At 39.5% G+C, this 14,787-nt stretch carries 11 protein-coding genes; 4 read left to right on the forward strand and 7 right to left on the reverse strand.

Going from position 1 to position 14,787, the window contains the following annotated elements; genetic code table 11:
- Positions 1-51: 51 nt before the first annotated feature.
- From rplC to MRY82_01270, 6 genes are all read right to left on the reverse strand, one after another.
- A complete protein-coding gene (rplC, locus tag MRY82_01245; GenBank protein ID MCI5071553.1) occupies positions 52-831 on the reverse strand; it encodes a 50S ribosomal protein L3 in 780 nt (259 codons plus the stop codon).
- A gap of 217 nt (positions 832-1,048) precedes the next feature.
- Positions 1,049-1,384, reverse strand: coding sequence for a hypothetical protein (locus MRY82_01250; GenBank protein MCI5071554.1), 336 nt, complete (start codon positions 1,382-1,384; stop codon positions 1,049-1,051).
- 226 nt (positions 1,385-1,610) lie between these two features.
- Positions 1,611-2,615, reverse strand: a complete 1,005-nt coding sequence (locus MRY82_01255) for a hypothetical protein (protein MCI5071555.1) — start codon at positions 2,613-2,615, stop codon at positions 1,611-1,613.
- 177 nt (positions 2,616-2,792) lie between these two features.
- Complete coding sequence (locus MRY82_01260) at positions 2,793-4,052, reverse strand: hypothetical protein (GenBank protein MCI5071556.1); 1,260 nt, start codon at positions 4,050-4,052, stop codon at positions 2,793-2,795.
- 193 nt (positions 4,053-4,245) lie between these two features.
- Positions 4,246-6,234 (reverse strand): excinuclease ABC subunit UvrB, encoded by a 1,989-nt coding sequence (uvrB, locus tag MRY82_01265; protein MCI5071557.1) that lies wholly within the window; start codon positions 6,232-6,234, stop codon positions 4,246-4,248.
- Between the two features lie 73 nt (positions 6,235-6,307).
- Positions 6,308-7,714, reverse strand: a complete 1,407-nt coding sequence (locus MRY82_01270; protein ID MCI5071558.1) for a hypothetical protein — start codon at positions 7,712-7,714, stop codon at positions 6,308-6,310.
- Positions 7,715-7,900: 186 nt separating this feature from the next.
- On the opposite strand from MRY82_01270, the gene MRY82_01275 reads away from it, so the two are divergent.
- Together MRY82_01275 and MRY82_01280 are read left to right on the forward strand one after the other, a co-directional pair.
- Positions 7,901-8,659: a hypothetical protein gene (locus tag MRY82_01275; protein MCI5071559.1), complete on the forward strand. Its 759-nt coding sequence runs from the start codon at positions 7,901-7,903 to the stop codon at positions 8,657-8,659.
- 19 nt (positions 8,660-8,678) lie between these two features.
- Positions 8,679-9,896: a hypothetical protein gene (locus MRY82_01280; protein ID MCI5071560.1), complete on the forward strand. Its 1,218-nt coding sequence runs from the start codon at positions 8,679-8,681 to the stop codon at positions 9,894-9,896.
- Positions 9,897-10,059: 163 nt separating this feature from the next.
- Here the strand turns inward: MRY82_01280 and cysS are convergent, their stop codons facing one another.
- Positions 10,060-11,430: a cysteine--tRNA ligase gene (gene cysS, locus MRY82_01285; GenBank protein MCI5071561.1), complete on the reverse strand. Its 1,371-nt coding sequence runs from the start codon at positions 11,428-11,430 to the stop codon at positions 10,060-10,062.
- Positions 11,431-11,813: 383 nt separating this feature from the next.
- Between cysS and MRY82_01290 the strand changes: the two genes are divergently transcribed.
- Together MRY82_01290 and MRY82_01295 are read left to right on the forward strand one after the other, a co-directional pair.
- Positions 11,814-14,066, forward strand: coding sequence for a UvrD-helicase domain-containing protein (locus MRY82_01290; protein ID MCI5071562.1), 2,253 nt, complete (start codon positions 11,814-11,816; stop codon positions 14,064-14,066).
- Positions 14,063-14,737 (forward strand): hypothetical protein, encoded by a 675-nt coding sequence (locus MRY82_01295; protein MCI5071563.1) that lies wholly within the window; start codon positions 14,063-14,065, stop codon positions 14,735-14,737. The genes MRY82_01290 and MRY82_01295 overlap by 4 nt, the downstream gene beginning before the upstream one ends.
- The last annotated feature ends 50 nt before the right edge of the window (positions 14,738-14,787 follow it).

Below are 14,787 nucleotides of genomic sequence, written 5' to 3' on the forward strand. Positions count from 1 at the left end.
ATTTTTTCACTCCCGTGCACTTTGGTCATATAAAATGACCAAGTGTTATCACTATTTTTTCTTGTGTTTTGGATAACGAACTGAGTCTCTGATCTCTAATAAGTTGTTATTAGAGCCGGGGACTGAGCCTGATACCAATATGCAGTTTTTGTCCTCTAGAATGCGAACAATTTTTAAGTTTTGTACGGTGACGCGTTCCACACCATAGTGACCAGGCATTTTTTTGTTTTTATAAACCAAGCCTGGAGAAGTTGAGTTACCAATGGAACCCCCGTGTCTGAACATTTCATGGGTACCGTGAGTGCGGCTTTGTCCACCCATGTTCCAGCGCTTGAATACCCCTGTAAAACCTCGCCCTTTGGTTAAACCAGAAACGTCAATTTTTTGACCTTCTTCAAACACATCCGCAATGTTGACGGTTTGACCTTCTTCATATTTGGCCAATTCTTCTTCATCAACGCGGAACTCACGAACAAACTTTTTAGGTGTGGTTCCTGCTTTTTTAAAATTGGCAATGTCTGCTTTATTGCTATGCTTGTCTTTTTTCTCCAAAAAGCCTAATTTAACAGCATTATAGCCATCCTTATCCATGGTTTTTTTCTGTAAGACCACACATGGACCAGTTTCAATAATACTCACCGGCACGCGTTTTTCAGATTTTTCATCGTTAACTTGTGTCATGCCAATACGACGGCCCAACAAGCCTAAAGGCTTAATTCTTTTTACTTCTTTGCTCATTTTTTCTGCTCCTGTCTTAGGGGAATAATCCATTTGCGAACACAAATGCCCAGCGCCCCAGATTTGTGGACGTATATAGTACAAAGCACTCATGAATGCAAGGTCTAATTATTACTAAGATTTTTAATTTTTTAGCGCTTTTTTTGCTCTCAATTAGTTTCCAGAGCATTATTTTATGGAACATCGTGCTTGTGATAATAAAAATCAGGTTCGCATACCCTATCGAATATCATGGTGATTACACACATAAAAAGAGCGCTTTTAATACGATAAAAGCGCTCTTTTTAAACAATTCTGTTGTGTTTTTGTATTAGAATTCAGACACTGCTACGTGAAGCAATGTCCCCTCACTAACGTTACATTGCTCAAGCTGGTTTATAGTTTCAACAATACATGACCCGTTCCAATTGTAGGCGTTATATTCCCCATTATCAACACTTAGATAGTTTGTTACTGTTGCAACATCTCTTGTATATTCAAAATAACACGTTTCACCTGGATCACAAACAATGCTTATGTACTGAGAGGCCTCTGTTGTCATGATTAACCTCACACTATTAGATGTTGCATTATCTACAGTGAGTAGTGTTTTGCCATTGCTTTCTAAGCTGGCCAAATAACTTGGGCTGATATCTTCTGAATTCATTTTTCTATATTTTAGCCCCTCTGTATCTGCACAAGAAACCATAAACCCTGCCATTAATATCAAACATAATACTTTAATTTTCATTTCATTCTCCTTTGAAAAATTCATTTCGTTACAGAAATCAATTTAGCAAGAAAACATGAACTTAAAATGAACCTAAAACTTATTGTTTTTAATGCCGTGTTAATTGTAAAGCGATATTATTATTACGTGGGCTCAAAATCTTTTATTCGCATTGACCCGGTATATCCGTGATCAAATACAAGTCTCCTTGAGGATAATCTTGAGCTATACTTTGAAAACTCTGCAATTGCTGAACATCGTTGATGGTCCACACACCCACCTGTTCACCGTTGGCCAAACGCTTTTTCACATTATCTATAGAGATTGCAGCTTCCAAAAGATTATCTTCTACGATGTTACCGCCTTGTTCAACCACATCTTTACCAAAATTCCACACATCTTTGAATATTTTAGGTGCATCGGCAAGCTGCTCATCACCAAATTTAGCAATGTCATCAGTCACATGGCCCACACTTTGATAAAAATCTGTCACTTGTTGACGCGAGTTTTCTATGTTTGGATCAGGAAAAAAGAAATCAATACCATCAAAATCATTTTTGTAACCAAAAGGTACCAGAGTCTTCTTTTGCATGTTTTGAACGGCAAGGTGGTGCAAAGCTACCCCTAAACCTCTAAACTGTTCCAAAATTTTTTCATCAAATGAGCTGATGACCACTTGGTCTGTGGGCATTCTCTGAATCAAAGCTTTAAGCTTTTCTAAATCATGAGTTATGTTTGCTGGTAAATCCTTAAACTCTAAAAATATCTTTCCTGAGTAAGTGCCTTCAATCAGTAAATCTACAACTTGTGGTAAAGTAGGAATGTATTCACCATTGGCCAATTGACACAGATTCATACCATCTTTCCAATTTTGTTCTGCTATTTTGGTATCCGCTTCTACCGCGCAGGTTTGGGCAATGGTTTGACCCAAACGACTGTCATGGAAGATAATAGGCATTTTGTCTTTGGTAAACCGTATATCAATTTCCAAACCATCCATCGTTTCACGGATCACTTGATCAATTGCTGATAATGAATTTTCTGGAACATCTTCAGAATGAAAACCACGGTGTGCAATACAATAAGATTTAGCATATAGAGAGGTAGACAACATTCCTAAGGCTAAAAATAAACATGGACACATCCATTTAGAATATGCTTTTTTCATATGCCCTACCTACCCTTAAATAACGCAAAAAGTCAAACTGACTTTTTTAAAACCTTGAGACTTGGGCATTGATCGCACTGATTATGATTATTTAGAGTTGTTCACATTGATAATACAATAAAAAAAAGGGCTTGGTGACTACACCAAACCCTTTTTTTAAATGAAATAGACCTTCTTTTACATGGCTGTGCCGGAATCACCACATAAAGAACCTGGAATACCTCTTAACTCAGGCTCAGCACCAGAAACCAAACACCACACACTTGCAAAGTCCCAACTTGCCAAAGCTGCTGATGTTCCATCAATTAAAGTGCTGATGCCTGCAACCCCAGTGGCACCAGTTTGGGTCTCATCACACATGCTGCAGGTTGTTGTTGTATCATAAATACTGTTATTGATAGTTACACCCAAAAGGTCACCCACAATTTCACCTCCGTCAGTAGCAGTCACGGCAACATCTGAAGAAGCAAACACATTACTAACACTCATGGATGCTTTAATACCAGAACCTGCAACAACGCCACCTACATGATCATTTGCCTGAACACTTGATGTACTGATATAAGAACGATTGATACTCGAGTCACCACTAATTCCAACCAAACCACCTACGCCCGCATCGGCAACATTGATGGTAGCATCTTGTACATAGCTATCAAGAAGATCTCCAGCAAATAAAACACCCACGATACCACCATAAAAATCACCATCTGTTGAGTTTATCATTAAACCTTTAACCGCAGCATAACGAATATCTGAGTCAAACGCCACACCAACCAAACCACCAATAGCTTCATAGGATGTGGTTAAATCAATATTAATTCCTACAGCATAGTTTAAGGTGCATGAATCCATAGAACCAATCATACCACCTAAAGCTGAATTGAAATCATCATCATTTAAGGTAACATCTTCAACACTGACGTGCTCAATGCTACCACTTGACTCACACGCACCCACCAAAGCTCCTGTATCACCAATACCATAACCAAAGTTGGCAATATCAACATTTTTCAAATGAACATTCTCAATGCTTGCACCACTGATATAACCAAACACACCATAATACGGGTCTGATGGCACAAAGTTAAAATTTTCAATGCTATGGTTTTGACCATCGTAACTGCCTGTAAACTGAGTCATGTTGTTGCCAATGGGTACCATAAAACCATCTTCCATATCCAAATCACACATTTGCTGATAGTGCTTGTCCCAGTCAACTTCGGCTCCAGATGCCTGCATCGACAATAATTGTGCAGGGGTATAAATAAGGTACGGATCACCCATAGTTCCAGATCCTTCTGCACTATAACTGGTATACGCCAGTTGATCTTCAGAAGCACAGCTTTCACTGGCTGGAGGATTAAAATTGGTGACCTGAAACCCAGCACACGATGCCAGAAACAGTCCTAAGATGACGCCTAAATATTTTTTCATTCTGCTAAACCCTCATAATTAAAGTGTTATTAATATCAATTTGCTGATGGTATAGCTTATATTCCAAAAGTAAAATTTATGCCGCAGTTTATCTAAAATAAATTTCACATATCGATATACATGAACTCTGGGACATCTAACTATGGCCTGTTTTTGTATGCTTTTATGCTCTATAGAAAAAAATTTGCACTTCTCACAACAACTTACTCTTACTTAAATCATTGATTTCATCACGCAACTTGGCGGCTTTTTCAAATTCTAAATTTTCTGCTGCTTGTAACATCTGTTTTTTTAAGGATTGAATGCTTTTATCAATTTCAGCATCACTTTTGTACTGTGCTTTTTTCTCGTGCAGCCTATCCAGTTCTACATAATCCGCAGCAAACAAGTGCCCCAAGGGTGAGTCAATATTTTTTAAGATGGTTTTGGGGGTAATGCCGTGCTCTTTATTATACTCCAACTGAATCTTGCGTCTTCTGTAGGTTTCATCCATGGCTTTTTGCATGGAACCGGTAACATGATCTGCATACATGATCACTCTGCCTTCAACATTTCTGGCCGCACGACCAAAGGTCTGAATCAAGCTGGTTTCTGAACGCAAAAAACCTTCTTTATCTGCATCCAAAATGGCCACCAGGGACACTTCCGGCAAATCCAAACCTTCACGCAAAAGATTGATCCCTACCAGTACATCAAACTTACCTTTACGCAAATCGGTTAAAATTTCTACCCGTTCAATGGTTTTGATATCGGAGTGCAGATATTTTACCCGCACACCTATTTCAGCATAATAATCGGTTAACTCTTCTGCCATGCGCTTGGTTAAGGTGGTGACCAAGACGCGCTCATTTTTTTCAGCCCTTATACGCACTTCTTCCAATAAATCATCCACTTGCGTTGCAACCGGTCTAATTTCAATCTCAGGGTCTACCAAGCCGGTTGGCCGTATAATTTGTTCTACTACTTCACCTTGGGTTTTTTCCAACTCGTACTTACCCGGTGTAGCAGAAACATACACCACCTGTTTTTTAAAGGCTTCAAACTCTTCCCCGGTCATCGGCCGGTTATCTAAGGCAGAAGGTAGCCTAAACCCATGTTCAACCAAGGTGGTTTTACGGCTTCTATCGCCTTTGAACATAGCACCAATTTGTGGCATGCTGACATGACTTTCATCAATCACGCACAGCATATCTTTTGGAAAATAATCCAATAAGGTTGGTGGACGTTGACCGGGATTGGCTCCGGTAATATGGCGGGTGTAATTTTCTATGCCCTGACAAAAACCCATTTCTTCCATCATTTCAATGTCATAATAGGTTCTTTGTTCTAAGCGCTGCGCTTCTACCAATTTATTCAGTTCTTTAAGCTGTTGCAAACGCTCTCTTAACTCTACTTTAATGGTGCCTATAGCTCTATTAATAGTTTCTTTGGGTGTAGCAAAGTGACTTCCTGGATAAATAGAAATTGCAGGCAATTCACCCAAAACATGGCCGGTGACCGGATCAACTTCAACAATACTTTCAACTTCATCGCCAAAAAAAGAAAAGCGAATGGCTTTCTTTTCTTCGTGCGCTGGAAAGACTTCGACATTATCTCCACGCACTCTAAAACAGCCACGCCAAAAATCAATGTCATTGCGCTCATACTGAATATCAATCAAGTTTCTTAAAAAATCATCTCTATCCAACTCCTGTCCTTGGTGTACCGGTATAAGCTGCGCTTGATACTCTTCTGGTGTACCCAGGTTATAAATACAAGAAACCGATGCCACAACGATAGTATCTCTACGGGTTAAAATAGAACGCGTGGCGGAGTGTCTTAATTTATCTATCTCTTCATTAATTCGTGCATCTTTTTCTATGAAGGTATCTGATGATGGAATATAAGCCTCTGGCTGATAATAATCATAATAACTGACAAAGTATTCCACAGCGTTGTTGGGGAAAAAGCCTTTAAACTCACTGTACAATTGTGCCGCCAAGGTTTTATTGTGGGCAATGATCAAGGTGGGCCGTTCCAATTGAGCAATAACATTGGCCATGGTAAAGGTCTTCCCCGAACCAGTCACCCCTAAAAGAATTTGGTGATCTTCTCCTGATTGAATACTCTGGGTAAGCTTTTCAATGGCTTGCGGTTGATCCCCTTGCGGTTGAAATGATGTATCGAGTTGAAATAAGCTCATAAACGGGTTAGCTATATCATGTTTATGTGGCAGCGTACACAGACAACTGCCTTATAAAAAACTGACTTATCCCCTAACTGTTTTGCGCTGATTTAAGCCCAAGCAAGGTACCTGTCTCTTTTCTAGCGTCCTCATCTATTTGCAGAAAAAAGACTTGGCTTTCATTGTGTAAAATAAGTTGGTTGTCTGCACCTTTGGTGATGGTTTCAACAGTAAGGGGTATAGTCAGCTCACCCTCTTGTGCATTCCATGAATAACTTTCTTCCTTAGTTACTGGATCAAACGTCGTCACCATATCATAGTAAGTGTTTTTTTTGTTGGCTGCTTTGTATTGAACAAAGTATCTCGAGTAGCTCGCATTGTTACTTACCATCAAATCAACCTTATCATCATTAGAGACAGTCCAATCAATTCCCGTCTGACTGTTACCCAAATAAGACCGATTATCTTGAGTTAAAAAAATAAAATCATAAAAATCATCAATGTTTTCTTCCTCTGGGAAAATGCTTTCAATGGGTGAAATTCCAGATAAGGTTGCTACGCGTGTTTTATCGCCGTCAAACATCGCATTTGCTGTTGGCTGAATATACAGTGAAATCAGTTTATTTTGCTCTGTATTGCTTAAAGCAATGTACGCTCTATCGCCAACAACTGCAATATCTTTAATGTTAAACTGATCTGCGATTAATAAAAACTCCTCGCTTGAAAGTAGATCTCCTTTGATTGCGCCACTATCACTATTAAAATTCAACTTAACATATTGGTTTGAAAAGGAGTTACCTGCACTTAACATGCTGTCGCTGACAATAAACATATGGTTTTCATGCATGCCTATATGGCAATTCATCATGTGTTCAAGATCAACCTCTAAGGTAGCCAATACCGACCAGGTTTTTAGATTATCACGACTGATATTTACACTTCCTTGATTGCTGGTTGAGTCATAACTCAAAACCACAGCCACATCATCACGCTGCCCAGCACATAAAACCTTGTCGCCTTCTAATGCCGGTATAGCATTCGTGGCCAGTGCATCTTCTTCATCTATTATTTCTTCTTCAAGAGCCGGCACATCAATCACAAAGCTTTCTTTAATAACAATTTTTTCTTGTTTATCTTGTACTTTTACATAAACATAGGCCTTATGTGCTTCTTCACTGTCACGCATTAACTTAAGCTTCATGCCTGACTTGCCTTGTTCTGCATCTTCCCAATCCAAACTTGCAATATCGGCATCGGCTTCTAACAAAGCTTCTTTGTTCCATTTATAAAAAATTGTATAGCTTTCTGAACTATCTGTATTCTTTAAACTAAAGCTAACTTCAACATGGTCACTGTTGACTGTTTCCGTTTTTTCTAAAGCCATTGTTTTAGATTTGTTTGAGGTATCTGACCCTTCTGTCACTTGATCGTTATTGGTTTTTTTCTTGGTATTGCCACTACCGGGTACTTTAGGTTTGCTCGCACAATAACTCAACATACAACACAATAATAGAACACCTGACATGTGAAATAATCTATAGGCCTTAATCATCATTACGCACAGCGTTGTAACATATCTAGAGCCTATAAAACAAGAAAAAACAAATTGACATATAGCGTAAAAAAGATACTAAACCCTGTATATCAAGTAATTGTTAATTTAATTAACTTAAGGACAGCAACCATGAAAAAAATCATTTTTAGTATTCTTGTCGCCTTTACTGTTCAAATACAGCAAGCTCAGGCAGGCATTATACCCTTGTACCGATTATTACAACTTTCCATCAATTCTATACACGCAGGAATTGATTCTGGTAAATTTGATAAGATAGCAGCTTCAAAAATTGTTATTCAGCTGACCACTGCGCAGGATGTTGCCAAGATTCAACTCTCAGATGATAAAGTCATGCTTGAAAATGACATGAAGTACACCTTTTATCTGCCCTCAGAGCAAAAAAAATGCACCTACTACCCAGTACGTATACCGAGTGTTATGGGTTGCGGCACAAATGCACTGCACAAAGATGTATTTCATGTTGATTGTGTAAATTTTAACGATTTAGATCAACGCGCTTATACTGAGTCTCATCCGGATTTGATCAACGCATCACTTGGAATTCTTGAAAGCATTTACAATAGTGCCTATCTACCTCAAACACCCTTTCTAAATGAAAATTCAGATTCCCTAGGTATTAACAATCAATTAGATAGTTTGGTTGGCAACGTATACATGACGGATGCGAATGATAACTTGATGCTTGATATTGTTAACTATTACAACTCTAGAGATCGTCAGTACATTGATGCCATTGAAATACAATACTTTCCCAATAACGATTTTCCCATAATGGTCAGCATCAATGGTCAGTCCGATGTATGTAGAGCCTCTGCAGATATGAGCTCAGAAATTCATGCGGTATCTTGCAAAAATGTCCGTCCATAAAGATTAGACCTTTGCTTTTATGAAGTTAAATACAAAAATATTGAATTTGCTTTTAACAAGCAAGCTGAGTTTATTTTGTCTCTTGTACAGCTCCATCAGCTTTGCGCAGCAATTTACCCTCAACGACTTTTCTAATATTTTACCGCATCCTTACAAAAGTCATACGCAAGCTCAACATGACATTGCCAACAGTTACTTGTTTGCTAAAGATATTTTACCCCAGCGTATTCTTCAACAAATCAAACCTTTAAACTTAGACTTAAACAGCACCAAATTGATAGCCTATCGTTTTACCTGTAAAGAAACCAAAACCAGCCCCGATTGCATGCAACCTGAGCTGCGTCTTATTTTACAAGCTTTCTCAGAAGACACACGCTCTAAAAGCTTTAAATCTGAAGATCAAGCCATTCACTTATTTTACAGTCTTAGTCCAAAAATATTTAAACAACTCTTATTAGATCATGCACAACTTAGAACAATCAAACATGATAAGGCAATGACCATTGTTGCGGACCAAAACTTAGCGCAAATGGACAACTTTAATACAGTGCCGTTTAACTTAGATTATTTAATGCGTTTAAATACTTTGCTTAAACAAACCCTTGACGAGCATGGAAATTTGTACAAATTGACTTTTCTTAGAACGGATGAATCAGAATACAAAAAAGGCTATCAAGTCACCACCCATCTAAAGTGGTTTTTAGGCGCTTATGCGGTAGAAAACAACATCATCAGCAAAAAATTACCGTTTATCGTTGCTCATGGACAAGAATTTGAAACGCTGGATGCAAAAAACAATGTCTTCTTTGATCCTGTTGGCATAGAATCCATGTTTAATGGCTTGGGTGATTCTGATCTGCTTTTACCCATGTTTTACAAAACAGACTGGGAAAACTCTGACCTGGTCAAAAGAATTAAAACTTTGAATCATAACTTAACGACTTTAGAAGATCCTTCACAGGGCAGTGCCGAACGTTTCAGTTGTTTATCCTGTCATGCTGGCGCTCCTTTAAACTTAGGCCTAAGGCATGTTTTAAGTGCACAAAAGGCCCCTGAAAGTAGGTACCTAGAAGACTACGCACCGTATTTAAAACCTTATGAAGAAAGCAACCTGCCAGAAAAAGAATTGTCTTCCTTACATTTGTTCAGCTATGTTGCCATGCAACCGGTCATCAGCCAAGTGCTGATTAATCAAACGGTGTATACGCGTAATATTATAGAACAACTTTATTTTTAGTTATCCTCATTGGTTTTATAGTTTCATCAAGCATTTTTTATGAAATATGAAGACCTTGAAGGCGCCAGCCCCTAGTTTTTTATTAAAAGGTATCAAAAGGTAGGGCCTAGCTTTTGATATTTGCTGCTTCACCCCCTGCGAATAAAATAACGAAATTAACCGCTTAAAGCTTTACACTCCAGCTTGTTCCTTCTGGTGAATCCTCTATTTGGATGCCTTTGGCGTCTAGTTGATCACGGATGCTGTCTGAGGTTTTAAAATCTTTATTTGCTCTGGCTTGTGCTCTTAGGGCAATTTGTTGTTCTACCCATGTGGCATCAATAGCATAGTTTTTTTCATACCAGCTTTGATATTCTTCTTTGCTTAACTGTAAAAGTCCCAAAACATTGGCCAACATCTGCAAGGTATTGGCCAGCTCTTGCTGATCACGCTCATCTTCTGCTTTATACACGGCCTTGGTCACAGCGTGTAAAGTGGCCATGGCTTTGGGTGTATTGAAGTCTTCATCCATGGCTTGTTGAAATTCATTAAGATATTCGTGGTTGATTCGCTTACCCTTTACAAAGTCTAAGGCTTTATACATGCGGTTTAAATTTCTGGCCGCTTCACTCACACCGTCTAAAGAAAACTCAATGGGATGCCGGTAATGTGTGGACATAAAATACAATTTTAAAGCTTCTGGATGCACTTGCTTGATCAAATTCTTAATGGTGGTGATGTTGCCCAATGATTTGGACATTTTTTCATTTTTTGTGGTGACAAAACCATTGTGCAACCAATATTTGGCAAATGGCTTTTCAGTGCAGGCTTCTGTTTGCGCAATTTCATTTTCATGATGTGGAAAAATCAAATCTCTGCCACCGGCATGAATATCAATTTGTTCACCAAAAATGGCTTTGTTCATGGCAGAACATTCAATATGCCAGCCCGGACGACCCTCTCCCCACGGACTTTCCCACTTGGGCTCACCCGGCTTGGAGTGTTTCCATAAAGCAAAATCAAGTGGATTTTGTTTCTCCTCCCCTGGAGCAATACGTGCACCAGCTTGAAGTTGGTCCAACTTACGTTTGGATAACTTGCCGTAATCTTTTTGGCTATTTACAGAAAAATAAACATCGCCATTGCTGGCCACATAGGCTTTTTCTTTTTTGATCAAGGTTTCAATCATAGAAATAATTTCATTGATGACCTCACTGGCCTTAGGCTCATCGTCTGGACTTAATAAACCCAAAGCTTGCATATCAGCGTGAAAGGATTGCGTATATTTTTGTGCAATCGTTGAAAAGTCTACCGCTTCATCTTGCGCTTTCTTGATAATTTTATCGTCAATATCCGTTAGATTTCTCACATACTTCACATGATAACCCTTAAAGTTAAGATAGCGATAGACCACATCATAGGCAATATAAGCTCTAGCATGGCCAATATGAGAATGATCATAAACCGTAGGACCACAGACATACATTTTAACTTCAAAATCAGAGTGAGGAATAAATTTTCTGAGCTCACCGCTCATGCTGTCATACAAACGCATGCATATTTTTTAACATATGTCTTAGAGGCTGTCCTGTAGTTTTTCACTTGTCTTGGTTTTTGCAGCATACTCACTGCATTGTTTCACCGGCTGCGGAATGTATTTTTTGCTTAATTTGTTGCACTTTAAAAAAATAGTGTTGCGTCCCTGAACCAAGTCAGAAAAACGACAAGCATGACATAAACTTGTGGGAAAAGGCTGTATCACAATCATTTCATAGCAGAAATAAGCATAAATCAAAAGGTACAGGTACCCAAAGGTACCGGCTACCTTTGGGTACCAGGCGTGTTAACTTTCCTTATGTATGCCCTAGGCTAAGACCTTCCTGTTAAGATATATTTTTGCTTTTGCCTTGGGCTGCTTGATGTTAAAAGGATAGACTTATGTCAGCTATTTTACATCAACTTAACCCACAACAAAAAGAGGCCGTTGTACTGAATGATGCCCACTTACTTGTGGTTGCCGGCGCTGGTTCAGGCAAAACTCGGGTTTTAACCCGTAAAATAGCCTACTTGATTGAACAAGGCTTGGCCATGCCCAGTCAAATTTTGGCCATGACTTTTTCCAACAAAGCAGCCAACGAGATGAAAGAGCGCATAGGGCAGCTGCTCACCCCCTACCAACAGCCGTATTGGATTGGAACTTTTCACTCTATTTGTTTGCGTGTTTTACGTGAACACGGGCATCATATGGGCTTGGACAGTAATTTTTCTGTGTATGATACTTCTGATCAGTTGGCGGCCATCAAAAGTATTATGGCTGAACACAACATTGACCCTAAAGCCATTTCCCCCAAACTCATTGCCTACCATTTGGATCAAGCCAAAAATGAAAGCACAAAGGTGGTGTCCTACATTCAAAACAGTTTTGAACTGGGGGAACAAATCATTGGCATTATTGAAGCCTATGAAGCTTTACTGATCAAAAATCAGGCCCTGGATTTTGGTGGGCTTTTGGGAAAAACACTTCTTCTGCTGCAAGAGCATGAATCGGTTAGGCAAAGCTTACAACACAAATGGCAGCGCATCTTGATTGATGAGTACCAAGACACCAACACCATTCAAAAGGCCCTGATTCAGCACTTGGCCGGTGACCAAAATATTGTTTGTGCTGTGGGGGATGAAGATCAGTCTATTTATGGTTGGCGTGGTGCCAGAGTAGAAAACATGCTCAACTTTCCCTCAGATTTTCCTGGAGCGAAAGTTGTTAAGCTGGAGCAGAACTACCGCTCCAGCAAACCTATTTTGGAAGTGGCCAACAAGGTTATCAGCCATAACTTGGGTCGAAGAAAAAAGAAGCTGTGGACGGATCAAGATGAAGGTTCCTTGGTGGAACATTTTCATGCCGATACCGATTATCAAGAAGCTGCCTTTGTTTTAGACAAAGTAGATGAGCTACTTGAGCAAGAACACATTGCGGCCAGTGAAATTGCCATCTTTTATCGCACGCATGTTCAATCCAGACTGTTGGAAGAAGAGTGCCGACGCCGCAATCAGGCTTATGCCGTATTGGGCGGCACAAAATTCTATGACCGTAAAGAAATCAAGGATACCTTGTGTTACTTACGCTTGTTGGTCAACCCTAACGATGACATTTCTTTTTTACGGGTCATCAACACCCCCTCGCGCGGCATTGGTAAAACCGCCATTGCCCAACTCAATGACGCTGCAGAATTTACGCGTTCTTCTTTGTATCAAGCCATTCCGGTGATGGAAGGCAACAGAAAAGCCCATAAAGCCATGCGTGAATTTCATTTCTGGTTTGAAGCTTTACGCATTGAGTGTGAACAGATGGACATCTTGGATGTTGCAGAAACGGTGTTGGACAAAAGTACTTACCTGGCCAGTCTTGAACGTGAGCAAACCATTGAAGCGCAAGCTCGGATTGAAAACATAGAAGAGCTTTTGCGTTCCATGCAAGAGTATGCCCAAGCTAACCCTGAACACAGCCTCAGTGATTATTTGGCACAAATCAGTTTGGTCACCGATATGGATCGTTATGACCAAGAACAAGATGCCATCACCATGATGACCATCCATAACTCCAAAGGTTTAGAATATGATGCTGTTTTTATTGTGGGCATGGAAGAAGGCGTGTTTCCGCATAAACGGGCTTTAGAAGATGGCAATCCAGATGAAATAGAAGAAGAGCGACGTTTGTGCTATGTTGCCATGACCCGAGCAAGAAAGCGTTTGTTTTTAAGTTCTAGCAGCCGTAGGCATCTCTATAAAAACTTACAGCATAATCCAGTGGCCCGTTTCATTGACGAAATTCCCAGTCAATATTTACTGCACACCAATGATCAAGCCACTGCCTACAAAAGCAACTCTAGCTATAACTTGGATGATGGTTATACAAGCTACAACAATAAATCCAAACACTACGCTCCTTCTTACAATACACACGCAAGCGTACCTGCTCTATCTTATGAGGATGTTCCCAGTTATCAAGTAGACTCCAGCTATCAATCCCCCTACACTGTTGGCAGTAAAGTGCTCCACCCTAAATTTGGCAATGGCACCATTAAAAACATTGAAGGCAAGCCTGACAATTTAAAATTAACAATTTACTTTCCAAGTCGCGGTTCTAAGAAAATTCTGTTAAACTATTGTAATCTGGAACTGATAGAACAATGACTGAACCAAAAAACAAAACCAACAACAAAGATCATCAACTGGACCGTACCTTGTCCAAAAATGATAGCAAGCAAAACTCTGAGAACCTAACCTCCTCAGAGCATGAAATCACACAAAACAAAACCATCAACAAACCCCAGCCAAAGCCTCCAGAAAAAAATTCTCCGTCACCTTCTGCTGGGCAAAATCCCATCAAACAACCAGACACTTACAACTCTGGCAACCACCAAAACCCTATGCCTGGCTTAGATGGGCCAACACGCTTACAAAACATTGATGATTATAGTGATTTAAAGAATAAAAACCCTTTCAATCAAGCGGTTGAAAAAGGAAAAAATTTTTCTGCTGAATTTGCCCAAGGTTTTGCTTCTATTCCCAAAAAAATCATCACCGCCTACCAAGGTTATGCTGGAGAAGAACATAAAAACAGCCTCTTTAAGCAGTTTGGTCTGGTCATCTTAGCTTGTGTAGTGTTTTATGCTTGGACGCTGTTGCGCTTTTCTAAAGTGACTCCCCCCGCCAAAACCTCGGCCTCTAAAGAACTGATGGTGGATATTATTGAGCTGTACACCAAAGGTGAAAAACGCAAAGCCAACATCCTAATTAAAAAAGCGGCTGAGTTGGAAGAAGATGAAGCTTTGGCTGAAAAACTCAACACCCTTGCAAAATAAAATTTTAATGACCAAGTATTTTTACGCTTGTCATTGAACTCACATCCATG

The organism is bacterium (assembly GCA_022763185.1).
In the GTDB taxonomy this organism is placed as follows: domain Bacteria; phylum Bdellovibrionota_G; class JALEGL01; order JALEGL01; family JALEGL01; genus JALEGL01.